The sequence below is a fragment of the Pseudonocardia thermophila genome (assembly GCF_900142365.1).
Classification (GTDB): domain Bacteria; phylum Actinomycetota; class Actinomycetes; order Mycobacteriales; family Pseudonocardiaceae; genus Pseudonocardia; species Pseudonocardia thermophila.
On record NZ_FRAP01000019.1, the window covers coordinates 1 to 26,711 of the forward strand.

Annotated in this window: 29 protein-coding genes, 1 tRNA gene and 1 pseudogene; 16 read left to right on the top strand and 15 right to left on the bottom strand. The window is 71.9% G+C overall.

Annotated features, from left to right (window positions below; all coding sequences use genetic code 11):
* Positions 1-96: 96 nt before the first annotated feature.
* From BUE41_RS22270 to BUE41_RS31445, 3 genes are all read right to left on the bottom strand, one after another.
* Entirely contained in the window at positions 97-714 is a 618-nt protein-coding gene (locus BUE41_RS22270) for a hypothetical protein (protein ID WP_234997483.1), read from the bottom strand.
* Between the two features lie 66 nt (positions 715-780).
* Positions 781-2,787, bottom strand: coding sequence for a thioredoxin domain-containing protein (locus tag BUE41_RS22275; RefSeq protein WP_073459130.1), 2,007 nt, complete (start codon positions 2,785-2,787; stop codon positions 781-783).
* Positions 2,788-2,799: 12 nt separating this feature from the next.
* Positions 2,800-3,432: a VOC family protein gene (locus BUE41_RS31445; RefSeq protein ID WP_200804061.1), complete on the bottom strand. Its 633-nt coding sequence runs from the start codon at positions 3,430-3,432 to the stop codon at positions 2,800-2,802.
* Between the two features lie 96 nt (positions 3,433-3,528).
* Between BUE41_RS31445 and BUE41_RS22290 the strand changes: the two genes are divergently transcribed.
* Together BUE41_RS22290 and uriH are read left to right on the top strand one after the other, a co-directional pair.
* Positions 3,529-3,951 carry a MarR family winged helix-turn-helix transcriptional regulator gene (locus BUE41_RS22290; RefSeq protein WP_073459336.1) on the top strand — a complete coding sequence of 141 codons (423 nt, stop codon included), beginning with the start codon at positions 3,529-3,531 and terminating at the stop codon, positions 3,949-3,951.
* Positions 3,952-4,015: 64 nt separating this feature from the next.
* Complete coding sequence (gene uriH / locus BUE41_RS22295; protein ID WP_073459132.1) at positions 4,016-4,984, top strand: uridine-preferring nucleoside hydrolase UriH; 969 nt, start codon at positions 4,016-4,018, stop codon at positions 4,982-4,984.
* Between the two features lie 3 nt (positions 4,985-4,987).
* On the opposite strand, the gene BUE41_RS22300 is transcribed toward uriH, so the two are convergent.
* Together BUE41_RS22300 and BUE41_RS22305 are read right to left on the bottom strand one after the other, a co-directional pair.
* A complete protein-coding gene (locus BUE41_RS22300) occupies positions 4,988-5,215 on the bottom strand; it encodes a hypothetical protein (protein WP_073459133.1) in 228 nt (75 codons plus the stop codon).
* 66 nt (positions 5,216-5,281) lie between these two features.
* On the bottom strand, positions 5,282-5,638 hold the full coding sequence (locus BUE41_RS22305; protein WP_073459134.1) for a hypothetical protein: 357 nt from the start codon (positions 5,636-5,638) through the stop codon (positions 5,282-5,284).
* Positions 5,639-5,818: 180 nt separating this feature from the next.
* Between BUE41_RS22305 and BUE41_RS22310 the strand changes: the two genes are divergently transcribed.
* Positions 5,819-6,406: a TetR/AcrR family transcriptional regulator gene (locus BUE41_RS22310; protein ID WP_073459135.1), complete on the top strand. Its 588-nt coding sequence runs from the start codon at positions 5,819-5,821 to the stop codon at positions 6,404-6,406.
* A 7-nt stretch (positions 6,407-6,413) separates the two neighbouring features.
* Here the strand turns inward: BUE41_RS22310 and BUE41_RS22315 are convergent, their stop codons facing one another.
* From BUE41_RS22315 to BUE41_RS22325, 3 genes are all read right to left on the bottom strand, one after another.
* A complete protein-coding gene (locus tag BUE41_RS22315) occupies positions 6,414-6,719 on the bottom strand; it encodes an antibiotic biosynthesis monooxygenase family protein (RefSeq protein ID WP_073459136.1) in 306 nt (101 codons plus the stop codon).
* A gap of 226 nt (positions 6,720-6,945) precedes the next feature.
* Positions 6,946-7,425 carry a hypothetical protein gene (locus BUE41_RS22320; RefSeq protein WP_143172295.1) on the bottom strand — a complete coding sequence of 160 codons (480 nt, stop codon included), beginning with the start codon at positions 7,423-7,425 and terminating at the stop codon, positions 6,946-6,948.
* Positions 7,426-7,774: 349 nt separating this feature from the next.
* Positions 7,775-7,858: transfer RNA gene (locus BUE41_RS22325), tRNA-Tyr, on the bottom strand.
* 82 nt (positions 7,859-7,940) lie between these two features.
* Here BUE41_RS22325 and BUE41_RS22330 point away from each other — a divergent pair.
* From BUE41_RS22330 to BUE41_RS22340, 3 genes are read left to right on the top strand one after another with little or no spacing between them, the layout of a single operon-like run.
* Positions 7,941-8,432: a YajQ family cyclic di-GMP-binding protein gene (locus BUE41_RS22330; protein ID WP_073459138.1), complete on the top strand. Its 492-nt coding sequence runs from the start codon at positions 7,941-7,943 to the stop codon at positions 8,430-8,432.
* A gap of 41 nt (positions 8,433-8,473) precedes the next feature.
* The gene (locus BUE41_RS22335; RefSeq protein WP_073459139.1) at positions 8,474-8,674 is read left to right on the top strand and encodes a hypothetical protein; all 201 of its coding nucleotides are present in this window, start codon (positions 8,474-8,476) and stop codon (positions 8,672-8,674) included.
* A 15-nt stretch (positions 8,675-8,689) separates the two neighbouring features.
* Complete coding sequence (locus BUE41_RS22340; protein WP_073459140.1) at positions 8,690-9,307, top strand: 2'-5' RNA ligase family protein; 618 nt, start codon at positions 8,690-8,692, stop codon at positions 9,305-9,307.
* A 1-nt stretch (position 9,308) separates the two neighbouring features.
* Here the strand turns inward: BUE41_RS22340 and BUE41_RS22345 are convergent, their stop codons facing one another.
* Positions 9,309-10,136, bottom strand: a complete 828-nt coding sequence (locus BUE41_RS22345) for an AraC family transcriptional regulator (RefSeq protein WP_084755625.1) — start codon at positions 10,134-10,136, stop codon at positions 9,309-9,311.
* 54 nt (positions 10,137-10,190) lie between these two features.
* Here BUE41_RS22345 and BUE41_RS32985 point away from each other — a divergent pair.
* A pseudogene (locus BUE41_RS32985) lies at positions 10,191-10,334 on the top strand (hypothetical protein); the annotation flags it as partial.
* 400 nt (positions 10,335-10,734) lie between these two features.
* Here the strand turns inward: BUE41_RS32985 and htpX are convergent.
* Positions 10,735-11,604, bottom strand: coding sequence for a zinc metalloprotease HtpX (gene htpX, locus BUE41_RS22355; RefSeq protein WP_073459142.1), 870 nt, complete (start codon positions 11,602-11,604; stop codon positions 10,735-10,737).
* A 110-nt stretch (positions 11,605-11,714) separates the two neighbouring features.
* On the opposite strand from htpX, the gene BUE41_RS22360 reads away from it, so the two are divergent.
* A complete protein-coding gene (locus tag BUE41_RS22360; RefSeq protein WP_073459144.1) occupies positions 11,715-12,326 on the top strand; it encodes a phytanoyl-CoA dioxygenase family protein in 612 nt (203 codons plus the stop codon).
* Positions 12,327-12,331: 5 nt separating this feature from the next.
* Here BUE41_RS22360 and BUE41_RS22365 read toward each other — a convergent pair whose 3' ends face one another.
* Both BUE41_RS22365 and BUE41_RS22370 read right to left on the bottom strand, forming a co-directional pair.
* Positions 12,332-13,312 (bottom strand): alanine racemase, encoded by a 981-nt coding sequence (locus BUE41_RS22365; protein ID WP_073459146.1) that lies wholly within the window; start codon positions 13,310-13,312, stop codon positions 12,332-12,334.
* Positions 13,309-14,607: a D-arabinono-1,4-lactone oxidase gene (locus BUE41_RS22370; protein ID WP_073459148.1), complete on the bottom strand. Its 1,299-nt coding sequence runs from the start codon at positions 14,605-14,607 to the stop codon at positions 13,309-13,311. Before BUE41_RS22370 ends, BUE41_RS22365 begins: the two co-directional genes overlap by 4 nt.
* A gap of 83 nt (positions 14,608-14,690) precedes the next feature.
* On the opposite strand from BUE41_RS22370, the gene BUE41_RS22375 reads away from it, so the two are divergent.
* The 8 genes from BUE41_RS22375 (at position 14,691) to BUE41_RS22410 (ending at position 22,529) form a co-directional block, all read left to right on the top strand.
* The gene (locus BUE41_RS22375; RefSeq protein WP_073459150.1) at positions 14,691-15,587 is read left to right on the top strand and encodes a M14 family metallopeptidase; all 897 of its coding nucleotides are present in this window, start codon (positions 14,691-14,693) and stop codon (positions 15,585-15,587) included.
* Between the two features lie 46 nt (positions 15,588-15,633).
* Positions 15,634-16,395: an enoyl-CoA hydratase gene (locus BUE41_RS22380; RefSeq protein ID WP_073459152.1), complete on the top strand. Its 762-nt coding sequence runs from the start codon at positions 15,634-15,636 to the stop codon at positions 16,393-16,395.
* A gap of 135 nt (positions 16,396-16,530) precedes the next feature.
* Complete coding sequence (locus tag BUE41_RS22385; protein ID WP_073459154.1) at positions 16,531-18,432, top strand: 2-oxoacid:acceptor oxidoreductase subunit alpha; 1,902 nt, start codon at positions 16,531-16,533, stop codon at positions 18,430-18,432.
* A complete protein-coding gene (locus BUE41_RS22390) occupies positions 18,429-19,502 on the top strand; it encodes a 2-oxoacid:ferredoxin oxidoreductase subunit beta (protein ID WP_073459156.1) in 1,074 nt (357 codons plus the stop codon). Before BUE41_RS22385 ends, BUE41_RS22390 begins: the two co-directional genes overlap by 4 nt.
* A gap of 82 nt (positions 19,503-19,584) precedes the next feature.
* Entirely contained in the window at positions 19,585-20,130 is a 546-nt protein-coding gene (locus tag BUE41_RS22395; RefSeq protein WP_073459158.1) for a hypothetical protein, read from the top strand.
* A 371-nt stretch (positions 20,131-20,501) separates the two neighbouring features.
* Positions 20,502-20,831 (top strand): hypothetical protein, encoded by a 330-nt coding sequence (locus tag BUE41_RS22400; RefSeq protein ID WP_073459160.1) that lies wholly within the window; start codon positions 20,502-20,504, stop codon positions 20,829-20,831.
* Between the two features lie 17 nt (positions 20,832-20,848).
* Complete coding sequence (locus tag BUE41_RS30895; RefSeq protein WP_073459162.1) at positions 20,849-21,637, top strand: hypothetical protein; 789 nt, start codon at positions 20,849-20,851, stop codon at positions 21,635-21,637.
* Positions 21,630-22,529: a hypothetical protein gene (locus tag BUE41_RS22410; RefSeq protein WP_073459164.1), complete on the top strand. Its 900-nt coding sequence runs from the start codon at positions 21,630-21,632 to the stop codon at positions 22,527-22,529. The genes BUE41_RS30895 and BUE41_RS22410 overlap by 8 nt, the downstream gene beginning before the upstream one ends.
* Here BUE41_RS22410 and BUE41_RS22415 read toward each other — a convergent pair.
* The 3 genes from BUE41_RS22415 to BUE41_RS22425 are packed head-to-tail and all read right to left on the bottom strand — an operon-like array spanning position 22,498 to position 26,706.
* Positions 22,498-23,499 (bottom strand): polyprenyl synthetase family protein, encoded by a 1,002-nt coding sequence (locus tag BUE41_RS22415; protein ID WP_073459167.1) that lies wholly within the window; start codon positions 23,497-23,499, stop codon positions 22,498-22,500. The genes BUE41_RS22410 and BUE41_RS22415 overlap by 32 nt on opposite strands.
* A 4-nt stretch (positions 23,500-23,503) precedes the next feature.
* Entirely contained in the window at positions 23,504-25,114 is a 1,611-nt protein-coding gene (gene nuoN, locus BUE41_RS22420; protein WP_073459169.1) for an NADH-quinone oxidoreductase subunit NuoN, read from the bottom strand.
* On the bottom strand, positions 25,111-26,706 hold the full coding sequence (locus BUE41_RS22425) for an NADH-quinone oxidoreductase subunit M (protein ID WP_073459171.1): 1,596 nt from the start codon (positions 26,704-26,706) through the stop codon (positions 25,111-25,113). The genes nuoN and BUE41_RS22425 overlap by 4 nt, the downstream gene beginning before the upstream one ends.
* Positions 26,707-26,711 lie beyond the last annotated feature (5 nt).

Genomic DNA, 26,711 nt, shown 5'->3' on the forward strand with positions numbered 1-26,711 from the left:
GCTACAACACTCGACGCGCCCACTCCGCTCTCGGTGGCCGACCCCCAGCCACCCGACTCGCCGCCTAACTGTCAACAACCTCCCGGGTCAGTACAGCTAGCTCGCCTCGCCGCCCTTGGTGGTCGGCCCCTTGCTGCGCAGCTCGTCGACCTTCGCCATGGCCTCGCGCAGCTCGGTGAGCCACTCCTCGGCGTGCTGGCCGACCAGCCGGACGGCCCAGGCGAGCGCGTCGGAGCGGGACCGCGCCACCCCGGCGTCGACGAGGGTGTCGAGCACGATCCGCTCCGGCTGGCGCAACCGGGTCATCACCGGCACCGACGCCATCGTGAACAGCTCCTCGACCTCGCCGATGCGGGCACCCCAGGCGACCTTGCGGCTGTAGCGGTGCTCGGCCTGGCGCGCGATCTCGATGCGCTCGTCGCGGGTGGCCTCGCGCCAGCGCGCGATGCGGCCGGACGCAGCCGCGGCCCGCTCCGCGCGTCCGGTGTCGGTGTCGGGGAAGTCGCCCTCGACGGGGGCGAGCTCACCGACGATCAGGATCTCCTCGCGGTCGACCGTGACCTCGGGCGGGGCGACGAACCAGTCGTCGGGCAGCCGCCCGGCGAGCCACGCGCCGAGATCCTCGGTGCTGGGCAGGTCGGCCTGCTGCCAACCGCCGCGGCCCGGTCCGCGGCCGGCTCGGATGTACCAACCCTTGTGCATCCGACCAGACATCTCCGCACCTCCTGCATCGTGATGTGATTACCAGATTACACCGATACAGGGGCTGCGGACCTGCGTTCACCGGAGGTGAACCAAGGCCTCCTCCACCTCCGCCGCCGTCGTGGCCGGGCGGTCGCACACGAAGCCGCGGCACACGTAGGCCGCAGGCGCCCCGCCCACCAGCGCACGGTCGGCGAGCAGCGGGACTCCCGGAGCATCCGGTTCCCCCGCCACGACGACACTGCCGCCGGGTGCCGCCCGCCGGGCAGCAGCCAGCAGCTCGTCGGCCCCGGCGCCGACCACCGCGACCTGCAGCGGCCCGCGCAGCAGCGCCTCCGCTGCCGCTGCCCAGTGCCCGGCGAAGCGCGGGTAGGCGTCGATCAGCGCCCCGGCGCGCCGCAGCGCCGCCTCGGCCCGGTCGCGGTAGCGGTCGCCGTCGTGCACCAGCACCGAGGCCGTCACCAGCGCCGACGCCAGAGCCGCACTGCCGCACGGCGTGGCGTTGTCGGTGATCTCCCGGGGCCGGTGCAGCAGCGCCTCGGCGTCGTCGGCGGTGTCGAAGAACGCGCCGGGCGCGGCGGGATCGGCGAAGTGGGCGACCGCGACGTCCAGCAGGTCGACGGCCGCGGCCAGCCAGCGCCGCTCCCCGGTGGCCTGGTGCAGGGCGAGCAGTGCCTCGGCGAGGCACGCGTGGTCGTCGAGCACCCCGGCGGCCGCCCCCACGACGCCGGCCCGGGACGAGCGGCGCAGCCGCCCGTCCACCATGTGCGTGCGCAGCAGCAGGTCGGCGGTCTCGACGGCGGCGGCCACCCAGTCCGGCCGGCCCAGCGCTGCCCCGCCCTCGGCGAGCGCCAGCACCGCCAGCGCGTTCCACGCCGTGACGACCTTGTCGTCCCGCGCGGGCTGGGGCCGCTGCGCGCGGGCCGCCAACAGGGCCTGCCGCACCCGCGCCCACCGCTGCGGATCATCCGGATCTCTGCGCAGCTGCAGGGTCGAGGCGCCGTGCTCGAACGTGCCCGCCTCGGTCACCGACAGCAGCTCGGCGGCCCATGCCCCGTCCTCAGCGCCGAGCACCTCGAGCAGCTGCGCCGGGGTCCAGACGTAGGTCAGACCCTCCTCCCCGGCGGCGTCGGCGTCGAGCGCGGAGGCGAACCCACCCTCCGGCGTACGCAGGTCGGTGAGCAGGAACGCCGCGGTCTCGTCGGCGATCCGCAGCGCCAGCGGATCGCCGCTCGTCCGCGCCCGGTGCGCGTACCCGCGCAGCAGCAGCGCGTTGTCGTAGAGCATCTTCTCGAAGTGCGGCACCACCCAGCCCGCGTCGACGCTGTAGCGGGCGAACCCACCGGCGAGCTGGTCGTAGAGCCCGCCGCGGGCCATCGCCGCCAAGGTGGCCGTGGCCATGCGCAGGGCGGGTTCGGAGCCGGTGCGCTCGTGGTGGCGGAGCAGGAACTCGCACGTCATCGACGGCGGGAACTTCGGCGCGCTGCCGAAGCCCGCGTGCCCGCGGTCGAACGACTCGGCGAGCTTCTCGACGGCGCGGGCGAGCACCCGCTCGTCGACGGGCGCCGGCGGGAGCAGCGCGCTCGCGCCGTCCGCGAGCTTGCCGGCGATCTCCCCGGCGGCCCCGCGCACGCGGGCGCCGTCGGTGCGCCAGGCACGGGTGATCGCGTCGAGGAGCTGGCCGAAGCCGGGGATGCCGTGCCGCGGGGTCGGCGGGTAGTACGTGCCGCAGTGGAACGGTTCACCGGCCGGGGTGAGGAAGCAGGTCATCGGCCAGCCGCCCTGACCGGTGAGTGCCTGGGTGGCGGCCATGTAGACGGCGTCGATGTCGGGGCGTTCCTCGCGGTCGACCTTGATCGCGACGAACCCCTCGTTCACCTTCCGGGCGATCTCCGGGTCCTCGAAGGACTCGTGCGCCATGACGTGGCACCAGTGGCACGCGGCGTAGCCGACGGAGAGCAGCACCGGGACGTCGCGGCGGGCGGCCTCGGCGAACGCCTCGTCGCACCACTCCCACCAGTCGATCGGGTTGTCCGCGTGCTGGAGCAGGTACGGGCTGGTGGCGGTGGCGAGCCGGTTCGGCATGCCACCAGCCTGTCAGGACCGCTCGCGGTCGGCATCTCCCGAAGCGTCAGCCGGCTCGTCGGTCGAAGCGGCGGGCGGGTCGAAGCTCTCGGGCAGCCGCCGGATCCGCTTCGTCATGTTGCGGATGAGGAACGCGGTCACGACCGCGAGCACGAGGATCACGACCAGCGCGACCGGCGACGCCTTGCCGAACTCCTCGCCCTTGTTGGCCGGAGGCTCGGGGTTCTGCAGCGGCGCGGCGGACACCAGCGCGGTGGTCTCCGCGAGGGTGACGCCGGGCTCGATCGCGACGAGAAGCACGTGGTCAGGGTACGCGCGTGACCAGGAGCTCGTAGACGTGGCCGTCGGGAGAGCGCACGTAGACACGACGGCCTTCGGCCGTGTCCACCCCTCGGTCCCAACCGTGCCCCGGCCCCGTCCGCACAGGATCTCCGGGGCGGGCGGCGAGGGGGCGAGCGCTGCGTCGAAGGTGGCGTCGTCGACCCGGTAACCCCAGTGCCCCGGCACCGCCGGCGGCACGCGGTCGTCGAAGTCGGGCGTGGTGCCGCCGTCCAGAACGACCGGGACGAACGGACCCTCCGCCGGCCCCGCGACCAGTCCGAGCAGGTCAGCGAGGAACGCTGCGGCCGCGTGCCGGTCGGCCACCGGGACGATCGTGTGGTCGAGAACGACCTCGGGTAGCTCCTTTGCGTGCTTTTCGCACGCACTATACATGCGAAACGCACGCGATAGGGTGTGGGTGTGTCCGCGCCCGACGGAGGCCCCGCCCTCTTCCGGCTCGTCCGCTTCTGGTCGCGGCGGTGGTCGCTCGCGCCGACGCTGCAGGACCGGAAGCTCCGCCACGTGCAGGTGCTCACCGCAGTCGCCGCCGCGGGCCCGGTGGCGACGATCGCCGGTGCCGCGCACCAGCTCGGGATCGACCGGTCAGGGGCGAGCCGGCTCGTCCGGGACGCGGTGGAGGCCGGCTTGCTCACCCGCCGCTCGGACGAGGACGACGGTCGCCGGGCCGCCGTCGCGCCGACGGCGGAGGGCCGCGCGCTGCTCGCCGCGGTACTGCAGTGGCAGCGCGCGGCGTTCATCCGGATCACCGCAGGGTGGGATCCGGCCGATCGGGACCGCTTCGCCGGGTACCTGCAGCGCCTCGCCGATGAGCAGGGCGCCTGACCATCACTCGTCGGGCGGTGGAGAGGACTGGCGCCACGCCGAGGCGGTCGGTCAGGCTGGGCCCATGCCGAAGAAGATCGTCATCGACTGCGATCCGGGCCTCGACGACGCCGTCGCCCTGCTGCTGGCGCACGGCAGCCCCGAGATCGAACTGCTCGCGGTGACCACCGTGATGGGCAACCAGACGCTGGAGAAGGTCACCCGCAACGCCCGGATCGTCGCCACGATCGCCGGCATGACCGGGGTGCCGATCGCGGCCGGTCACGCCCGTCCGCTGGTGCGCACCCTGGAGGTGGCCGAGGCCATCCACGGCGTCACGGGCATGGACGGACCGACGGTGCCCGAGCCGGCCGTGCCGCTCGATCCGCGGCACGGGGTCGACCTGATCATCGAGACGATCATGCGCGAGGAACCCGGCACGGTCACGCTCGTGCCGACCGCCGCGCTGACCAACATCGCCATGGCCGTGCGGCGGGAGCCGCGCATCGTCGAGCGGGTCCGCGAGGTCGTGTTCATGGGCGGCTCGCTCTCCGGCGGCAACTGGACACCCGCAGCCGAGTTCAACGTCGCCACCGATCCCGAGGCCGCCCACATCGTGTTCCACGAGGACTGGCCGGTGACGATGATCTCCCTCGACGTCACCCACGACGCGCTGGCCACCGACGACGTCCGCGAACGCATCGCCGCGATCGGCACCGGGCCGGCGCGGTTCGTCACGGAGGTGCTCGACTTCTACGCCGAGCGCTACCGCGAGTTCCACGGCTTCGGGGCGCCGCCGGTGCACGACCCGGTGGCGGTGGCGCGGGTCATCGACCCCACGATCGTCACCACCCGCAACGCGCCGATCGACGTCGAGCTGGGCGGCCGGCTCACCACCGGCGCGACCGTGGTCGACGTGCGCCGCCCCGCCCCGCCGGACTGCCGGACCCAGATCGGCATCGGCCTGGACGCGAAGCGCTTCTGGAACCTGATCATCGATGCGCTGGAGCGCATCGGGGACGTGCCCACGGCGCAGCCGGTGGCCGCGCACTGACTCCTAACGGCGGCGGGCGGGCAGGTGCCGCGCCACCACGTCGGCGACGCAGAGGACGAACTGCCCGATCACCACGCAGAACAGGATGGTCGAGAGCGTCGGGTCCTGGCTGCGCAGCAGCATCGCGACGACGGCCACGACCCCGGTCAACCCGAGCGTGCCCACGCGCAGCCACACGTCCGCCCGCGCCTGGGAGTCGATCGGGCTCAGCCGGCTCTGGAACAGGCTCATCATCGGTCTCCGCTGCACGGGTCAGGGGAGATCCAGTGTCGCACCCCCGGCGAGGCGGGCTGCGGTCTACCGCCAGAAGACGGCGATCGCCACGTTGAGCACGGCCAGGACGCCGACCGCGCCGAACAGGGCGTTGTTGAGCGACTTGCGCCTGCCCACGAGCGCCAGCACCACGATGACCAGGACCACGAGCAGCTTGACGGCGATCTTGACGTGGTCGACGGGCATGTCGAGCGCGCCCTCGCGGATGCCGACCAGCGCGAGACCCGTGATGAGCTGGGTGAGCGCGCCGTGCAGGATGCCGGCCGACGGGCGGCGACCCCCGTCCTCCGGCTTCTGCCGCATCTGGGCGATGAAGGCGCCGATGAGCACCGCCATGCCGATGAAGTGCAGGAAGAGCAGCAGAAGCCTCAGGAACTCCACGATGACGCCAACTCCCTCTGTCTCGGCTCCTCCTCGACATGACATCACGGGAGGAATCCGGCAAACCGACCGGGTCCAGGCCATGATACCAACACCCTGTCGGCAACCCGCCCCGGGGAGCTAGTGTCGGTACCGCAAGCCCTGCAGACCCTGAACGCGTCCAGCAGATCGGAGGACGACGTGCCGCGCATCCAGGCGCCGAGCGTGGCCGAGCACCGCAAGCGGCAGCGACGGGCGATCCTGGACGCCGCCCGCGCGATCATCGCCGAGACCGGCGAGGCCCCGTCGCCGGGCGCCGTCGGCGCCCGCATCGGCCTCGCCCGGCCCAGCATCTACCAGTACTTCCCGTCCCGCGACGCCCTACTGGACGCGGTCGTCGCCGACGTCTTCCCCGCGTGGACCGCCCACGTCCTCGACCACGTCGCCGCCGCAGCCACCCCCGCCGACCGGGTGTGGGCCTACGTCGAGGCCAACGTCGCGCTCTTCACCGGCCCCGAGCAAGCGGTCGCGAAGGCCCTGCGCACCCTCGTCGCACCGGCTGTGCTCCAGGAGCACAGCGCCGCGCTGCACGCTCGCCTGCGCGAACCGCTCATCGACTCCCTGCGCGAGCTCGGCGAGCCCGATCCGGAGCACATGGCCGAGCTGATCAACGCCGCGGTGCTGCGGGCGTGCCACGACATCGACGCCGACGACGGGAGCAGGGCCCTGCGCCTGCTCGACGCCCTCCTGCGGCCGTACCTGCGGGAGCGCGAGCAGGGCAGGCGCTGACCGGAGATCAGTCCGAGAAGTCCTCGATCACGTTGAAGAACTCGATCGACGAGGGCGCCTGCATCCCGGGCGACTGCGCGTCGGAGTGCGCAGCCTTGAACGAGTCAGACCGCATCCAGGCCCGGAAGTCCTCCTCGGAGTCGAACTCCATCGTCGAGATGTAGGGAGCACCGGGCTTGGTGGGCCGAAGCAGCTGGCTGCGGCGCAGGCCGGGCACCCCGCCGAGCGTCGCGCGCATGCTGTCGACGAAGACCTTCTCGAACGCCTCGGCTTCCTCGGCGGGCACGTCGAGGCGGTTGTGGACGATGTACATGGCAACCCCTTCAAGGATCCTGACAGGACGTCACCATCTTACCGACACGGCGTCGGGAAAGCGCGGAGCGTGCGCACAGGATCCACGGAGCCCGCTCGTGCGGGACAGGCGGGCTTGCCGCCGGTGCTGCCCTCGGTCGAGACACACCCGGTCGTCAAGGTTCGGGGTCCACTCGCGCCGACACGGTTGACCATCCAACAAAGGGATGGTCAACCGTTTCCGGACTTCACTGCTTCGTACCGGTCACAACGATCAGCGTGTCCGAAGGAATGGTGGAGCCTTCCTTTGCACTGACCTTGGTCACCGTCCAGTTCTGCGGAAGGATGACAACCGTGTCGTGCTTGTCGGCACTCGCGGTCCGGACGTTCGTGAATCCTGTTTTCCGCAGGACATCCAGAACCACCGCCATGTTCTGCCCCTTGAGGTTCGAGGGGACGACCAGCAGCTCCGGCTCGTCGGCCCCGACCGGGTCCAATGTGGGAGGTGGCGCCGAGTAAGTCCTGGTAGGCAGGGCAGCGACCGCCTGCGCGCGGTTATCAGCACGGTCGTCACCGGCGCTGGAACCGGACTCCTTCGAGTTGTTGAACGCGGAACCGAGAACCAATATGGCAGCGATCACCCCCAGGACGATCGGCCACTTCCTCTTCTTCGCCGGCGGAACCTGAGGGGGAGCAGGCTGATGATGCGGGTACTGCTGGTAGCTCACGGACTCTCCTAGCTCGGGAAGCACTCGAGAGCTCGCCCAGCCGGGGATCACTGTTACGTCTGTTCCCGATTCGCGTCCGAGTTGACCCGATCACCGCATTAGGCGGACCCGAACGGACGTGGAGGGTCGCTCAAAGATGATCCCTTCGGGGTATCGCCCCCTGCGGTTGCGGGACATCGCTGCGCACCGACGCCGCCACCCCGAACGGCCACCGCCGCAGAGAATGTCGAGAGGTGCATCACACCGGCCGGGGCCGCGTGGCAGTGCGCCGCCTGCAGCCGGTCACAGCTCCCGGAACGACCAACGGCCCCTTCCCAGCGCCTCGCTGGTCAGGGGCCGTTGACCCGGGTGGTGGGGGGTAGAGGATTCGAACCTCTGTAGCTTTCGCGACGGATTTACAGTCCGCTCCCATTGGCCGCTCGGGCAACCCCCCGGGGTACGCCGTGGCGCGTAGAGGAGCATACGACAGCCGGTTCGGGGGCTCGCAGCAGACCCCCACCGGCGGGGAGGAAGGCATGGCGGATCCGTCGTTCGACGTGGTGAGCAAGGTCGACCGCCAGGAGGTGGACAACGCCCTCAACCAGGCCGCGAAGGAGCTGTCGACACGGTTCGACTTCCGCGGCACCGGCACGTCGATCGCCTGGAGCGGCGACCAGGCGGTGACGATCACGTCGGAGACCGAGGAGCGGGCGAAGGCCGCGATCGACGTCTTCAAGGAGAAGCTGGTGAAGCGGGGCATCTCGCTGAAGGCGTTCGACGTGGGCGAGCCCGCGCTGTCCGGCAAGACCTACAAGGTCACCGGCACGATCGTGCAGGGCATCTCGTCGGAGAAGGCCAAGGAGATCGCGAAGGCCATCCGCGACGAGAAGCTCAAGGGCGTGCAGCCGCAGATCCAGGGCGACCAGCTGCGGGTGAGCGGCAAGAAGAAGGACGACCTGCAGGCGGTGATCCGGATGCTGAAGAGCCGCGACTTCGGCATCGCCCTGCAGTTCACGAACTTCCGCTGACGTTCACCCAACTGAGCCGCGAGATCGGGTAGAACGGGGCCATGTCCGAGTGGCTCTGGCAGTGGTCGGTGAACGTGCCGCTCACCCGGTCCACGTGGTGCCACCACTGCGACGGCAAGGGTGCGACGCTGATGCCGCGCATGGGCGTGGCCGACGGCGAGCCGATCCCGACCGCGCAGATGCAGGAGTGCCGCACGTGCGGCGGAACGGGCCGACTGCCCGGCGTCCAGGTGCCCGCCTGAGGTGACGATCTTGAGGTGAAGATCACGGTGAAGGACATCTTCACCTGGATGCGTTGGCCGTGGCTGCGCGGCGCCCTGCACGTGTACGCGCTGCCCGGCCAGGCGCTCCGCGAGGCGCTGGTCCCGTTCCACGAACCGATCCGGCAGGTGCCGTTCTGCGCGGTGCAGCCCGCGGAGTGGTTCCACGCGACCGTCACGCGGCTGCCGTGGTTCCTGGCCGACCCGACGATCCCGCCGGTCGCGGACATCACGGCGGCCGTGGCGCGGGCGGTGGCGACGCTGCCGCCGTTCACGCTGCAGCTGGACGGTCCGCGGGTCACCGAGTACGCGGTGACGGTGGACGCTCCGGCGAGCCCCGAGTGGACGGCGCTGGTGACCGCGATCCGGGCGGCTGCTGCGGAGCTCGATCCCGGTCGGGAACTGCCGATCCCGCCGTACGCGCCGCACATCAGCGTCGGCTACGGCATCGCCGACGGGGACGACGAGGTGCTGCGGGAGCCGCTCGCCGCGATGACCGGCACCGGACCGTTCCCGCTGCCGGTGAACGAGGTGCACCTGCTGGCGGTGCAGCAGGATCCGCAGCGCGGGATCTTCTGCTGGGAGCCGATCGCGGCGCTGCCGCTCGGCGGCTGACTCAAGCGCTCAGCGGCGCCGTCCGGCGGCGGCACGCCTGCGCGTAGGCGACCGGGGTGAGCCCGATGGCGCGGGTGAAGTCGCGGATGAAGTGGGATTGGTCGAAGTAGCCGAGCTCGGCGGCGACCTCGGCCCACGGCCGGTCGTGGTCCTCCGCGAGCCTCGTAGCCGCCTCGTGCAGCCGGTAGCGGCGCAGCACCCACTTGGGGCTGACGCCGACGTAGCGGGCGAACATCCGCTGCAGCGTGCGCATCGGGATGCCGAAGCGTACGGCGACCTCCTCGACGCGGGTGATCTCGCGGTCGTGCAGGAGCGCCGCGACGATCCGCTGCACCAACTCGACCTGCGGATCGGGCTCCGGCCAGCGTGCCGTGAGGAACCGCTCGGTGAGCGCCACGAGGCCCTCGAGGCTCGGCTCGGCCTGCAGCGCGACGGCCAGCTCGGTCGCGTCGGGGCCCCACAGCTGCTCGGCGGGCAGGGCCCGGCCGAACAGGCCCGCGATCGGCCGGCGCAGGAACGGCAGGAACCCGGCCGGTCTGAACTTGATGCCGAACACCCGACCGGCACCGCGGAACGTGTACGTGAACCGGTCGTGGGTGACGCCGTAGATCGCGAGCCGCCCGGCGTCGAGCACGACGTTGACGCTCGGGGTCGGCAGCAGGACCACCGACGCCGTGCGGCCCGCCGGCATCTCCCACGTGACCCGCCAGTACCGCTCCACGAGCGCCGCGAGCGGCGGCGACGGGGGCACGCGGTCGAGGGCGAAGTCGACGTCGCGCACGCCCAGCACGCCGTACTCGCTCATGGTGCTGAGCTGCTGGTCGGTCACGCCGCCATCATGCCGCGGCCCACCGACGACCGTTCATCGACAAGTTTTCTTCCGATGGGACCGTCGGTGCGTACTCGACCTGGACGTCATCACCGATCCGGCGGCCGCCGAGGCGGCACTGGACCCGCACGGGCGCGCATCCTCACCGAGCTGGCCACCGCACCCGGCTCGGCGTCGAGCCTCGCCCGCACGCTCGGCATCCCGCGCCAGAAGATCAACTACCACCTGCGCCAGCTGGAGGAGCACGGCATCGTCCAGCTGATCGAGGAACGCCGCCGCAGTGGCCTCACCGAGCGAGCCGACGGGCGGGCAGCCGACCGGGGGCCCGGTCCGGGTCCGGGGCCACGCCTGCGAGCACGCCGGGGGAGATCACGTAGCTGGTGGCGCCGGCCTGCAGCACCCGTCGCCGTGGCCGCGCGGATCATCCGCGAGATCGGAGAGCTGCTGGCGGGCGCATCGACGCCGAGGACGACAACGGCTGCGGGATCAGCGCCTACCCACTACTCCTACGGCGACCCGATCGACCGGGACGCCGTCACCGCGGCGTGGCAGGGCCGGCTCGGCGGAGCTGTTCCCGCAGCCGGTCCGTACGTGAGGCTCAGCCCCGGTAACCGCGCTGGGCCATCGCTTCCAGCCGCCGGATCCGGTCCTGGATCGGCGGGTGGGTGGAGAACATCCGCGCCAGCTGGTCGCCCGCCCGGAACGGGTTGGCGATCATCAGGTGCGACTGGCTGGCCAGCTGCGGGTCCGGGGGCAGGGGCGCGAGCTGCGTGCCGCGCTCCAGCTTCCGCAGCGCCGACGCCAGCGCCAGCGGGTCGCCGGTGAGCTCGGCGCCGCTCGCGTCGGCCTGGTACTCGCGCGCCCGGCTGACGGCCATCTGCACGATGCCGGCAGCGATCGGGCCGAGCAGCGCGATCAGCAGCGCGGCGATCGGGTTGGGCCGGTCCTCCTCGCTGCCGCCGAACAGGCCCGCGAACATCGCCATGTTCGCCAGGAACCCGATCATCGACGCCATCGCGCCGGCCACCGACGAGATCAGGATGTCGCGGTTGTAGACGTGCGAGAGCTCGTGGCCCAGCACCGCGCGCAGCTCGCGCTCGTTGAGGATCGCGAGCAGGCCCGTCGTGGCGCACACGGCGGCGTTGCGCGGGTTGCGGCCCGTGGCGAACGCGTTCGGCGCGTCCGTCGGGCTGATGTACAGCCGCGGCATCGGCTGGTGCGCGGCCTGCGCCAGTTCACGCACCGCGCGGTACATGGCGGGTGCCTCGGCCTCCGTCACGGGCCGGGCGTGCATCGCACGCAGCGCGATCTTGTCCGAGTAGAAGTACGCGTAGCCGTTCATGGCGATCGCGACGATCGCCGCGATCACCAGGCCGGTGCGCCCGAACAACGAACCGACCAGCAGCACCAGGGCGCTCATGGCGCCCAGCAGGAGAGCCGTCTTCAGCCCGTTCATCTGCGAGTGCACGCCGATCCCGACCTTTCGTTCCGCGTTCTGCCAGGTAAAACGCTCACCGAGGGTTCGGTGTTCCGGGAACTACTTGTGGCTGACGTCGCGTCAACGCCGACGATAGGCCCATGACCAGCGCGAACGTCGACACCACTGCCCTGGACCGGGACGGCTACGTCGTGCTCGACGGGCTGCTCGACCCGGCGTCGCTGGCCGCCGTGCACGAGGCGACCCTCGCCGCACTGCGGGAGGCGCGCGACGACGGGCCGACCGGGACCGGGCACGGCACGCCCACCGGCCCCGCGATCGATGCGCTCACCTCCGCCCCGCGGCTGCGGGCGGTCGTCGAGCACCTACTGGGCCCGGACGCCGAGCTCGCCGGCGTGAACGTGCGCGCACCCAACCCGGGCTTCGGCGCCCAGGCGCTGCACGCCGACTTCACCGGGATCCCGGACGGCACGGGCGCGCAGGGCGTGATCGCGATCGTCGCGCTGGTGGACGTCACCGAGGAGGGCGGGGCGACCCGGGTGGTGCCGGGCACGCACACGTGGCGCAAGCTCGCGCCCCGCGACACCCACCACGTGCGGGTCCCCGGCGAGCGGCGCATCCCGCTCACGGCCGGGTCGGCGCTGGTGTTCGACGGCCACCTGTGGCACTCCGGCACCCGCAACGACGGCCCCTACCGCCGCGACGCCCTGCAGATCACCTACACCCGGCCCGGGTCGCGGGTGCTCGGCTGACGGGCTCACCAGCCCCGCAGGTCCACCGCCCAGGTGTCGATCACCTCGTCGCCGTCCACCAGGTGCATGCGCTCGTGCAGCGCGACGGTCGGGTCGACGTGCGCGGGCAGCACCCGGATCCGGTCCCCGACAGCGACGGGCTGCTCCGGCGCGAACGTCGTGTGCTCGTCGGAGCAGAACCACACCTGCGCGCCGGGGATCGTCGGGTTGCCGTGGTCCATGCCGAGCGCCTTGAGGCCCACGTCGGCGACCGCCCAGCCCTCGCTGACCGAGATCACGGTGGCGAGCACGGTGAGCGCCTGCCGGAACGGCAACCCAGCCTTGGTGTAGGCAGTGTCCATCAGCGCGTACGAGCCGGCCTGGACCTCGGTGACCCACTTGTTGGTCCGGTAGGTCCCGGTACCACCGCCGGAGATCAGCTCGCCTCCGACGTCGGCGTGCGCGGCCAGGAGCTTCGCCATGCACTCCTCGGTGTACTTCGCCTTCTCCGCCTCGTCGGGAACGAGCATGAGGTGGCCTTCGTAGCCCATCACCCCGCGGACCTCCAGCCCGGCGGCGCGGGCGGCGTCGGCGAGCGCCCCGGCCCTCTCCGGCGCGATGCCGCAGCGCGGCAACCCCACGTTGACGTCGATCACGACTTCGCGCACCCCGCCCGCGACGGCCGCCTGCAGCGTCTCCGGGGAGTCGATCGCCACGGTGATCCGCGCGTCCAGCGCCCCGAGCCGCCGCGCGTCGAGCACCTCGTTGGCCAGCAGCAGATCGTCGCCGAGCCCGGCGGCGGCCATGCCCTCCGCCTCACGGACCGTGGCGACCGTGAACCCGGGGTGGTGCCGCGCCTGCAACTTAGCGAGCGCGGTGGTCTTGTGCGCCTTGACGTGGGGGCGGCACCGCGGGCCGGGCAGCGCGGCGGCCATGTCCGCGAGGTTCGCCGTCAGCGCGTGCGCGTCGACGAGCAGCGCGGGCGTGGTCAGGTCGTGGACGTTCATCCGAGCACTCGCTCCAAGTAGGGGTTGGTGAACCGGCGCTCGGGATCGAGCCGGTCGCGCAGGGCCACGAAGTCGTCGAAGCCCGGGTAGACGGTGCGCAGCTGCGCTGCGGTGCGGGTGTGCAGCTTGCCCCAGTGCGGCCGCCCGTGGAGCGCGGTCATCACCGACTCGACGGCACCGAAGTACGCCTCGTGCGGCTGGCCGCGGTGGACGTGCACGGCGATGTAGACGGTGTCGCGCCCGGACGCGGTGGACAGCGGGATGTCGTCGGCACCGAGGAACCGCACCTCGACGGGGAAGGTGACGGCCCGTGCGTGCCGCTCGGCCGCCCCGCGCAGCCCGGCGATCGCCTCGTGCACCGCCGCCCGCGGCACCGCGTACTCCATCTCCACGAACCGCACCCGTCGCGGGCTGCAGAACACCTCGTAGGAGCGGTCGACGTACTCCCCCGCGGACATCCTGGGCGCGACGAACCGGTTGATCCGCGGCACGAGCGAGGGCAGCGCCTCCCCGATCCGGCAGGTCAGCCCGAACCCGACGTTGCCGAGCAGCTCGTCGCCGACGAGCGCGGCCAGCCGGCCCCGCCGCGGTGCGGTCGCCTCGGTGCGGTTGTTGCGCTTCGTGGCCGCGACGTCGGTGTGCGGGAACCAGTAGAACTCGAAGTGGTCGTTGCCGTCGACGTACGCGTCGAGCTCGGCGAGCACCTCGTCGAGCGGCAGGACCTGCTCGACCGCGTGCAACCGGAAGGCCGGCACCGCCTGCAGCGTCACGTTGACGAGAATCCCCAGCGCGCCCAGCCCGACCCGCGCGGCGGAGAACAGCTCGGGCTCCTCGGTGGGCGAACAGTGCACCAGTGAGCCGTCGGCCAGCACGATGTCCAGCGCCCGCACCTGCGCGGCGATGCACTGCTCGGCCGCGCCGGTGCCGTGCGTGCCGGTGGCGAGCGCGCCGGCGATCGTCTGCTCCTGGATGTCGCCGAGGTTGGGCAGGGCCAGCCCGTGCTCCCACAGCAGCCGGTTGAGCCGGCGCAGCGTGATCCCGGCCGGCACCGTGACGAGCCCGGTGGCGCTGTCGATCCGTGCGTCCCGCGGATCCCCCGACACGACGACCGCCACCCCGTCGGCCACGCCGATGGCCGAGAACGAGTGCCCGGAGCCGATGGCCTTCACCCGCAGCCCGTCGCGGGCCGCGGCCTGGACGGCGTCGGCGACCTCTCCCGCGCCGCGGGCGACGACCGCGCGCACGGGATCGGTGCGCTGGGCCCCGGCCCAGTTCCGCCAGCTGCGCGCGGGCATGCGCGTCCCCCTCGTCCACGGTCGCGGACGAGGGTGCGACGCCCGCCACACTTTGTCAAGCGACCAAGTTCTAGACTCCACGCATGGCGGCCCCGTATCCCATCGGCACTCCCGGCCGCCCCTGGACCGCCGACGACGTGGTGCAGTGGCGGTCCGTGCAGAAGCCCGTGCGCAGCTACACCGACGACGTGCTGTCGGTGGTGGAGGAGCTGCGCGGCCCGTACGAAGTGATCCGCTACGGCCGCGTCGGCGACCACCCACTGGTGGCGCTGCGCAGCCGCGACTGGCGCATCGACCTGCCCTGCGCGCTGGTGACCGGCGGCGTGCACGGCTACGAGACCAGCGGCGTCCTCGGCGCGCTGCGGTTCGCCGGGGAGTGCGCCGGCACCCCGGGCGTCAACCTGCTCGTGGCGCCGTGCGTGAGTCCGTGGGCCTACGAGCGCGTGCAGCGCTGGAACGCCGACGCGGTCGATCCCAACCGCTCCTTCCGCACCACCCGCCCGGCACCCGAGGCCGCCGCGCTGACCGCACTTGTCGACGGCCTCGACGCCCGCGTGCTGGTGCACGTCGACCTGCACGAGACCACCGACAGCGACGAGCAGGAGTTCCGGCCCGCGCTCGCCGCCCGCGACGGCGTCGAGTTCGTTCCCGGGCACATCCCCGACGGCTTCTACCTCGTCGCCGACGCCGCGAACCCGCAGCTCGAGTTCCAGCAGGCGGTGCTCGACGCAGTGGCGGATGTCACACACATCGCGCCGGCGGACGCGGCCGGGAAGATCATCGGCTCGCCCGTCGTCGCCCCCGGCGTGATCGCGTACGCGTTCTCGCAGCTCGGGCTGTGCGCGGGGGTCACCGGCGCACCGTTCACGACGACCACCGAGGTCTACCCGGACAGCCCGCGCACGTCCCCGCAGGAATGCACGCGCGCCCAGGTCACCGCGGCACGGGCCGCGATCGGCTTCGCGCTGGCGCATGCGTGACGAGCGCAACGCCGCGAGTAACGCCCCGGCAGGGGAGGATCTCGGCATGGCCGCTGATGTCCGCACCGAGATCCGTGACCGCGTCGCCGTCATCACGGTGTCCGATCCCGCTCGGCGCAACGCGATGAACCTCGAGATCGCCGCCAAGCTCGTCAAGGCCGTCGACGCCGTCGTGGCCGACGAGAACGTCGGCGCGCTCGTCGTGACCGGGGAAGACCCCGCCTTCTGCGCCGGCGCCGACCTCGCCCAGCTGGCCGCCGCCGAGCCGGAGACGCTCCGCTCGGTCTACAGCGGCTTCCTCGCGATCGCGGACTGCCCCCTGCCCACGGTCGCGGCCGTGAACGGCGCCGCCGTCGGTGCGGGCATGAACCTGGCGCTCGCCTGCGACGTGCGGCTCGCCGGGCCGACCGCGAAGTTCGACTCGCGCTTCCTGCAGATCGGTCTGCACCCGGGCGGCGGCTACACGTGGATGCTCACCCGCGCCGTCGGCGTGCAGCGGGCCGCTGCGCTCTCGCTGTTCGGGGAGGCCGCCGACGCCGCGGAGGCGGAGCGGATCGGGCTCGTCCACCGCGTCGTCGACGACGTCAAGGAGGCCGCGGTTGCCATGGCCGCCAAGGCCGCGGCGGCCCCGCGCGAGCTCGCGATCGCGACGAAGGCGACGCTGCGCTCGGCCGCCATGCTCGACACGCAGGCCGAGGTGCTGGAGATCGAGGTGGCCCGGCAGGCCGACTCGATCCGTTCGCCGAAGGCCCAGGACCTCATCGCCCAGCTCCGCGCTCGCATCAGCAGCAAGAGCAGCGCGAGGTAACGCCCCGGTTCGCCAGGCCCGAACAGATGATTGTGACCTCCGCGAAGCCTGGCGGACAGTGCAGGTGTGGCCGAGTTAACCTCGGTTGGAAGGCCGTAGTCCGCCCGTCCGCCCACAACCTCAGGACGACCCCGAATGACAACTGACACCGCCGTCGAACCCGCCTCCCCCGGGAGCGACGGAAGCAAGGTGCTGCAGCGCGACCGTGTGGTCATCAGGTTCGCCGGCGACTCCGGCGACGGCATGCAGCTGACCGGCGACAGGTTCACCTCCGAGACCGCGGCGTTCGGCAACGACCTGTCCACGCTTCCGAACTTCCCCGCCGAGATCCGGGCCCCCGCCGGGACCCTGCCCGGCGTGTCGTCGTTCCAGCTGCACTTCGCGAACTACGACATCCTCACCCCGGGTGACCGGCCGGACGTGCTGGTGGCGATGAACCCGGCCGCGCTGAAGGCGAACATCGCCGACCTGCCCCAGGGCGGGGTGCTGATCGTCAACACCGACGAGTTCACCAAGCGGAACCTCGCGAAGGTCGGCTACGAGACCAACCCGCTCGAGGACGGCTCGCTCACCGAGAAGTACCAGGTCCACGCCATCCCGATGGCCACCCTCACGCGCACCGCGCTCGAGGAGACCGGGCTGTCGAAGAAGGACGCCGAGCGGGCGAAGAACATGTTCGCGCTCGGGCTGCTGTCGTGGATGTTCCACCGGCCCAGCGAGAGCACCGAGCGGTTCCTGCGGGAGAAGTTCGCCAAGAAGCCCGAGATCGCCGAGGCGAACATCCTGGCCTTCCGTGCCGGGCACAACTACGGCGAGACGACCGAAGCCTTCGCGGTCACCTACGAGGTCGCCCCGGCGAAGCTGGCGCCGGGCACGTACCGGCAGATCACCGGCAACACCGCGCTGGCGTACGGGATCGTGGCGGCCGGGCGGGTGACCGGGCTGCCGGTGTTCTTGGGCTCGTACCCGATCACGCCGGCGTCGGACATCCTCCACGAGCTGTCCAAGCACAAGAACTTCGGCGTCACCACGGTGCAGGCCGAGGACGAGATCGCCGGAGTCGGTGCGGCGCTGGGCGCGGCGTTCGGCGGCGCGCTCGGGGTCACCACCACGTCGGGTCCGGGCATCTCGCTGAAGTCCGAGACGATCGGCCTGGCGGTGGCTCTGGAGCTGCCGCTGCTCGTGATCGACGTGCAGCGCGGTGGCCCGTCGACGGGTCTGCCGACCAAGACCGAGCAGGCCGACCTGTTGCAGGCGATGTTCGGCCGCAACGGCGAGGCACCGCTGCCGATCATCGCTCCCGCCAGCCCGGGTGACTGCTTCGACGCGGCCATCGAGGCGGCGACGATCGCGGTGAAGTACCGGACACCGGTGATCCTCCTGTCGGACGGGTCGCTGGCCAACGGCTCCGAGCCGTGGAAGGTGCCGGACGTCGAATCGCTGCCCAGCGTGGATCCGGGCTTCGCGACGGAGCCGAACGCGCCGGACGGGTCCGGCGAGTTCTGGCCGTACCTGCGCGACGAGCAGACGCTGGCGCGGCCGTGGGCGGTGCCGGGCACCCCGGGGCTGGAGCACCGCATCGGCGGCCTGGAGAAGGCCGACGGCCGCGGCTCGATCTCCTACGACCCGGACAACCACGACAAGATGGTCCGGCTGCGCGCGGCCAAGATCGCCAACATCCCGGTCCCGGACGTCGTCGTGGACGACCCGGACGGCGACGCGGAGCTGCTCGTGGTCGGCTGGGGCTCGACCTACGGCCCGATCGGCGCCGGGTGCCGCCGGGTCCGGGCGCTCGGCCACTCGATCGCGCAGGTGCACCTGCGCAACCTCAACCCGCTGCCGGCCAACCTCGGTGAGGTGCTGTCCCGCTACAAGCGGGTACTCGTGCCGGAGATGAACCTCGGTCAGCTCGCCCTGCTGCTGCGCGGCCGCTACCTGGTCGACGCGCACAGCTACACGAAGGTCGCCGGGCTGCCGTTCAAGGCGGAGGAGCTGCAGAACCTGTTCCTGGACCACCTGTCTGGAGTGCGCGCATGACGGCGATCGACCTGGGGTTGCCCCGGCTGGGCGGCCTCGACGGGGTCCCCACCACCGACGAGAAGCAGACCGCGAAGGACTTCACCTCCGACCAGGAGGTGCGGTGGTGCCCCGGCTGCGGTGACTACGCGATCCTCGCGGCCGTGCGCCAGTTCATGCCGAGCCTGGGGGTCAAGCGGGAGAACACCGTCTTCGTCTCCGGCATCGGGTGCAGCTCGCGCTTCCCGTACTACATGAACACCTACGGGATGCACTCCATCCACGGCCGCGCCCCGGCGATCGCGACCGGACTGGCCGTGTCCCGCCCGGACCTGTCGGTGTGGGTGGTCACCGGTGACGGCGACGCGCTCTCGATCGGCGGCAACCACCTGATCCACGCGCTGCGCCGCAACGTGAACCTGAAGATCCTGCTGTTCAACAACCGGATCTACGGGCTCACCAAGGGTCAGTACTCGCCCACCTCCGAGCAGGGCAAGATCACGAAGTCGACGCCGTACGGCTCGGTCGACTACCCGTTCAACCCCGTCTCGCTCGCGCTGGGCGCCGAGGCCACCTTCGTCGGGCGCGCACTGGACTCCGATCGCGCCTCGCTGACCGCCGTGCTCAAGGCCGCCGCCGAGCACCGCGGCACCGCGCTGGTGGAGATCTTCCAGGACTGCCCGATCTTCAACGACGGCAGCTTCGACCTGCTCCGCAAGCCCGACACCAAGGACCAGCGGCTGATCTCGGTCACCCACGGTGAGCCGATCCGCTTCGGCCCGCCGCTCGACGACGGCAAGGGCGCCTACGCGGTCGTGCGCGAGGGCTTCGGGCTGGGCATCGCGAAGGCCGACGAGGTCGACGAGGCCGACATCGTCGTCCACGACCAGACCGACCACAACCTCGCCTTCGCCCTGTCCCGCCTGTCCGACCAGGACCTCAACCACACGGTCGTCGGCATCTTCCGCAGCGTCGAGCGCCCCACCTACGACGACGCGGTCCGTGCCCAGGTGGAGCAGGCCAAGAAGGACAAGCCCGCCGACCTGCAGGCTCTGCTGAACGGCCAGGACACCTGGACGGTCGTCGGCTGAGCCGAGTTCGTCCGAACGCCCGCGGAAGGGGGTGTCGTCGGGTTAGCGTCGCGGCGTTCACCGCGGCGCTGGAGGAAACCCGATGGCACCCCCTTCCGAGCACTCCCACCCCGTCCTGATCCGGCTCGACGAGGGCGGCACGACGGCCGCGGTGCGGCTCCGCGCCACCTGGCGCCGCGACGTCGGCCCCGAGGGTCTGTCCGCTGCCGTGCTGCGCGCGCTCGCGGCGGCGCAGCAGGAGCACCTCGTCGCTGCGCTGGCGGCCGATCCGCCGGCCCCGCCGGACGTCACCCCGCCGTCCGTGGACGCCCTGCTGCGCGCGATCGGCGAGATCGACGAGTTCCGGTCGGCGCTGGCCGCGAGCACGTCCTCGACGCGGACCGTCGAGCGCGTCGGCGGGCACGTGCGCGTGACGATCCAGCGGAACGCGATCACCGAACTCGACGTGGCCCCGGAGTGGGTCGGGCACGCCGGCGACGCCGAGCTGGAGCGGGAGATCGGTGCGACCCTCACGGAGGCGTTGCAGCGGATCGCCGCGGCGCCGGCCGATGCGCTCGCGGGGTGTCCTGGTCTGCGGGCGGTGCTGCGGACCGTCGGGAGTCCGTTGGTCACCGCGGAGGAGCGGTAGTCCGTGCCGATGGCGTGTGCGACCGCCGCGTCGTTCTCCTGCTCGGTCGCCTCGCCTGATCCGTCGTGGTGTGGTCGAGAGCCGCGCCTCGCGTCCGGGACCCGCACGCAGCCCGCGCAGCCGATCGTCGTTCCCGGCTCCGCCGGTCCCCTCGTCACCCAGGTGCTGATGCGGTGCTCTCCGCTCCCCGCGGCTGTGTTCGGTCGAGGCGAGCACGCTCTTCGCCGACGGCCTCTCTCCCCCGGCGCTCGCGGCTGCGGGCCAGTTCCGCCGAACGCCCACGGTGATCACCTCGCTCGGGTTAGCGTCCCGGCACCTACCCCGACCCGGAGGCGAAGACCCATGCCGGACACCCGATGGACCGAGGCGCGATGACCACCGCGGAGACCTCCCCGGGCGAGCACGCGATCGCCGTGCGGATCGCCGAACTGCGTGCCGATGCCGAGAGCTGGGCCGGTTTCGCGCAGCGGGCGCGCGCCGCGCGGGACGCGGCCGACGCCACCCTTCTCGACATCCGCCAGCTCAGCCGGTACGGCGCCGAGCTGGAGGGCATGAACCGGCAGCTCGTGATCAAGTACTCGACCCTGCTGCACGAAGCGGCCGAGAACTTCGATCGGGTCGCCACCGCGCTGCGCCTCGCGGCGGACACGTACGAGGCCGAGGAGGCCCAGCTCCTCCACGACATCAAGAAGAACTGGTGAGGGGAGCGTCGGCCGGGATGACGAGCCCCACCACGTACGGGACCGCTGATCTCGTCCAGCAGGCGCAGGATCTGCTCAACCGGATCCGGCAGGACGTCGCATCCGCCTCGGCGGCGGTGCGGTCGGTGGCCGCGGAGCTGCCCGTCGGGGCCGAAACGGTGGTGCAGGCGGTCGACGACGTCACGCGGCAGACCAACGACGCCCTGACCCAGATCCAGGTGCTCATCGACGAGCCCGGGGTGCCCGACGATCTCGTCCGGGCCGGTGCAGTGTGGGCCGGGCCGATCCAGGAGGCGGTCACCACCGTCAAGGCCGCCATGAACCCGTCGGAACTGGCCGGTGCGCGGCTCTGGAAGGGCCTTGCCGGGAGCGCCTACAACGCGACGCTGCTCCCCCAGGCCAACGCGCTCACGACCATCGCCGACGCCTGCGCCGACATCAACAAGGCGCTCAACGACCTGGCCGGCGCGATCCATCAGTTCTGGGTGGCGACGATCGTCGCACTCCTCGGCCTCGCCGCCGCCGCCGGCGCCTTCGCCGTCGCCGTCTTCGCCTCGGCCGCCGGCGCCGCGATCGGCGCCGCGGCCCTCACGTTCGTGGCGGCGATCGCCACCTACTACGGCGCGACCGCCGTGGCGTCGGCCACCATCGACGGGGCCGTCACGTCCACCAAGGCCGTGATCCAGAACCGGCTCGGCAACAACACCGGATTCCCCGAGGGACACTGGCCGCAGTCCACGGCGGTCACCGGCCACGCCAGCTTCGCCGACGACTCCCGGCCCTCCGATTGGCAGCTCGTTGAGTGACGCCGCGGCATCGGCCCGGCGCCGCCGGGCGCTCGGGTTCGCAGCCGCGCACCTGACCGTCGCCGCCGTCGCGGCCGGCAGCACGGTTCACGCGCTGTACCACCACGAGCTCCTCTTCCCCGGCGTCGTCCTGGCGGCGGTGCAGGCTCCGGCCGTCCGGGACGCGCTCGAAGTGGCGTCCCGGCCGGCCGACGAGGAAACGGCGCGGCAGCGGGCGATCGCGGCAGCACGGCGGGCGACGGGCGGCGACGTCTGCGCGTACCTGTACCTCCAGTTCGGCTTCCTCGCCTTCGGGACCGCCCCGGTGGGCAGGGCCGCGCCGTGGGTCACGGCGTTGCTCGCCCTCGCACTGGTGGCCGCCGCGCTGCGGTTCACGTTCACCGCGTGGGAGTTCGGGGCGGTTCCCTCGGCGGAGGCGGACCCGGCGAACCGTCCCGCCGCGACCGTGCGGCGGGTCCGGCGCGGGACCACGATCGCCCTCGTCTCCTGCTGGTCCGGGTTCGGCGTCTCCGCGCTGCTGGTCGGCTGGCTGCCGCAGGTGCAGCCACAGTGGCTCGTACCCGGCCCGACGGAGTGGGTGGCCCTCGCGGGCGTCCTGATCGCCCTGTTCGCGGTCGCCTGGGCCATCACGAAGACCCTGAGCGCGGCCCGGGCGGGAACGGAGCTGCGGCGGGCACTCAGCCACGCCGTGCCCACCGTCCCCGCGGCGCTCGGGGCGCTTGCCGCGCTCACGACAGTGGGCAACGCCGCATTAATCGTCGAGGTCACCGCGGTCTGGGCCTGCCTGGCCCTGAACGTGAGCACGACCCAGCTGTGGCTGGCTCGGCGCTTCGCGCTCCAGGGGCCCCGCAGCGCCGTCGTCAGGCCGTCCGGTCGACCACGTACGTCGTGAGCGCCGCCATCGCGTCCACGGCCGGGCAGGAGGGCAGCTTGCCCAGCTCGGCACGGGCCGCAGCGGCCTCCCCGGCGAGGATGTCGCGGGCGCGCTCGATGCCGGGACCGGTGCGCAGGATCGTCAAGGCCTCGTCGACCTCGGCGTCGTCGGTCAGCGGCTTGACGAGCAGCTCGCGCAGCCGCTTCGCCCCCGGATCGGTACCGCGCAGGCCGTAGAGGATCGGGAGGGTGTGGATGCCCTCGCGCAGGTCCGTGCCCGGGGTCTTGCCGGAGCTGACGGCGGGCGAGGCGATGTCGATGATGTCGTCGGAGATCTGGAACGCCGTGCCGATGATCGCCCCGAAGCGCTGCAGCGAGTCGACCTGGTCGGCGGGTGAGCCGGAGAACATCGCGCCGAAGCGGCCCGAGGTGGCGATCAGCGAACCGGTCTTCTCCGCGACCACGGCCAGGTAGTGCTCGATCGGGTCCTGCCCCGGCTGCGGACCACGGGTTTCGCGCATCTGGCCGGTCACCAGCTCAGCGAACGTCTCCGCGATGATCCGCACCGCATCCGGGCCGAGGCCGGCGAGCAGCCGCGACGCGTGGGCGAACAGGAAGTCGCCGGTCAGGATGGCGACGCTGTTGTCCCAGCGCACGTTGGCGCTCTGCGCGCCGCGGCGCATCGTCGCGGAGTCCATCACGTCGTCGTGGTAGAGCGTGGCGAGGTGCACCATCTCCACCGCGGCGGCCGCCGTGATGACCTCGGGCGCGGTCGGCCGCGGGCCGACGTGCGCGGCGAGGAGGGTGAACAGCGGCCGGAACCGTTTGCCACCGGCGTCGATGAGGTGCAGCGACGTCTCGGTGACGAACTCGAAGTCGCTGCGCACCTCTTGGTGCAGCAGCTCCTCGACCTCGGCCAGCCCGGCCCCGACGGCGGCTGCGAGCTGTGGATCGCCGAGCTCGACCCCGGCCACTGCGCTGCTAGTCACCCCACTAGCCTACGAACCCGCCGGAACCCGCCCATCCCAAGGCCAGGGTCGGCAGCACACCCAGCAGGAGCGTGACGAGCACGCCCAGGGTGATGGCCACCGTCGTGAAGGCCCCGGGCACCACCACCGACGGTCCGTCGGCAGGCGGTTCGCTGAAGTACATCAGCACGACCAGGCGCAGGTAGAAGAACGCCGCGACGGCGCTCGCCACCAGCGCGATCACCACCAGCACCGCCCCACCGGCACCGAGCGCCGCGGAGAACACCGCGAACTTGGACGTGAACCCGCTGGTCAGCGGGATACCGGCGAGGGCGAGCAGCAGGAAGGTCATCACCCCGGCGAGCACGGGCGAGCGCTTCGCCAGCCCCGCCCACCGCGACATCGCGGTGGCCTCACCGTCGGCGTCGCGCACCAGGCTGATCACGCCGAACACCGCGATCGTGGTGAAGCCGTAGGCGAGCAGGTAGAACAGCGTGCCCGACACGCCCTCCTCGGTGACCGCCATCGCGCCCAGCAGGATGAAGCCGGCGTGCGCGATCGACGAGTACGCGATCATGCGCTTCACGTCGGTCTGCGCGAGCCCGAGCACCGCACCGACGACCATCGAGATGACCGCGACGACCCACAGCACCGGGGTCCAGTCCCACCGCGCGTCGCCGAACGCCACGTACAGCACGCGGGCGATCCCGCCGAAGGCCGCCACCTTCGTGCACGCCGCCATGAACGCGGTCACCGGGGTGGGCGCGCCCTGGTAGACGTCCGGGGTCCAGGTGTGGAACGGCGCCACCGAACCCTTGAACAGCAGGCCGACGACCAGTAGGGCCAGACCGGCGAACAGCAGGGAGTCGGACCGGGTCGACGTGGCGAGCGAATCGCTGATCTCGGCGAACCGGATCGTGCCGGAGTAGCCGTAGATCAGCGCGAGACCGTAGAGGAAGAACGCCGAGGCGAACGCGCCGAGCAGGAAGTACTTGACCGCCGCCTCCTGCGACAGCAGCCGGCGCCGCCGCGCCAGCCCGCACATCAGGTACAGCGGCAGCGACAGGACCTCGAGCGCGATGAACATCGTCAGCAGGTCGTTGGCCGCGACGAAGGTCATCATGCCGCCCAGCGCGAACAGCATGAGCGGGAAGACCTCGGTCTGCATCGTCGGCGCCTGGTCCGGCGCGCCGTAGCCGCGGTCCTCGCTCGTGCCGGGCGCCGCGCTGACCGGCTTGCCGCCGCCGACCGCGGCCCGCTCCATGGCTGAGGCCACGATCGCACCGCCGGGCTCGACGGACCGGTCGGCGATCAGCAGGACGCTGGCCAGCCCGAGCGCGAGCAGGGTGCCCCACAGGAACATCGCGGGGCGGTCCACCGAGAGCGCACCCGCGATGGTGACGGCGTTGGTCTCGCCCACCGCGGTGAGGTCCTCAGCGGTGGTGCCGCTGGCGTGCACGCCGAGCGCCACTCCGGCCGCGGCGATCGCCACGACCGACAGGACGACCTGCGAGGGCCACCGCTGGTGGCGCGGGAGGAACGCCTCCAGCAGCACGGCGATGCACGCCGCGCCCAGGATGATCAGAAGCGGCAGCAGCGCCCCGTAGTTGATCTCGGGGACGGTGAGCGGGGTCATCGGGTGGCTCCCACCGGGTCGACCAGACCCACTTCGGTCAGCGTGGACTGCACGGACGGGTTGATCACGTCGAGGACCGGCCCGGGGAAGAACCCGAGCAGGATGATCAGCACGATCAGCGGGGTCAGCACGGCGATCTCGCGCTTGCCCAGGTCGGTGAAGGACGTGCGGCCCTTCTCCGCCGCAGCGACCGGGTCGATCACGGTGCCCGGCCCGCCGGCCGCGCCCAGCACGGCCGTGCCGCGCAGCGGGCCCTGCATGGTGCGCTGGTAGAGCCAGAGCACGTACAGGGCGGCGACGATGATGCCGACGGTCGCGAGGATCGTGAACACCGGCTCACGCGGGAACGATCCGATCAGCACCAGGAACTCGCTGACGAACGAGTTGGTGCCCGGCAGCGCCAGCGACGCGAGCACGGCCACGAGGAACGTGCCGGCCAGCAGCGGCGCCACCTTGTGCACGCCGCCGTAGTCGGCGACGAGCGTCGAGCCGCCGCGGACGATCAGCAGGCCGATCACGATGAACAGCAGGCCGGTCGAGATGCCGTGGTTGACCATGTACAGCGTCGAACCGGCGAACGCCTGCGTGGAGAAGGCGAAGATGCCCAGCGCGATGAACCCGAAGTGGGCGATCGACGTGTAGGGCACGAACCGCTTCAGGTCCTTCTGGCCGATCGCCACCATGCCCGCGTACAGGATGCCGATCACCGCCAGGACCAGCACCAGCGGCGCGAGCCGCTGCGAGGCCAGCGGGAACAGCGGCAGGCAGTAGCGCAGGAAGCCGAACGTGCCGACCTTGTCGAGCACGCCGACGAGCAGCACGCCCGCCCCGACCGGGGCCTGCTGGCCCGCGTCGGGCAGCCAGGTGTGGAACGGCACCAGCGGCGCCTTGATCGCGAAGGCGACGAAGAAGCCGAGGAACAGCCAGATCTGCGTGGACTCCGGCAGGGTCGCCGCCAGCTGCTGCAGCTCGCCCCAGCTGAACGTGCCCTGGCCGAGGCGCTGCCCGCTGACGACGAACAGCCCGATCACCGACGCCAGCATGATCAGCCCGCCGAGCAGCGAGTACAGGAAGAACTTCACCGCGGCGTACTGCCGGCGCGGCCCGCCGAAGCGCCCGATGAGGAAGTACATCGGGATCAGCATGGCCTCGAAGAACACGTAGAACAGGAAGACGTCGGTGGCGGCGAAGACGCCGACGAGCAGGCCCTGCGTGGCCAGGATCAGCGCCATCAGGCCCGAGACCGTGCGGCCCGCGGGGAGCTTCTCCTCCCACGAGAAGCCCAGCACGATCGGCACCAGCACCGCGGTCAGCGCGATCATCACCAGCGCGATGCCGTCGACGCCGAGCGCGAACCGGGTGCCGAACGCCGGGATCCAGTCGACCGCCAGCTCCAGCTGGAACCGGGTGCCGGCCTCGGCGTCGGCCACCGAGTAGGCGAACCAGGCGACGGCCGTGAGCACCAGCTCGACGATCGCGAACGCGAACGCGGTGAGCTTCGCGGCGCGCTGGTTGCCCGCCATCGACGCCACCACGGCCGCCCCCACCAGCGGGAGCAGCAGCAGGATCAGGAGCACGATTCCTCCGCTCATGCCGT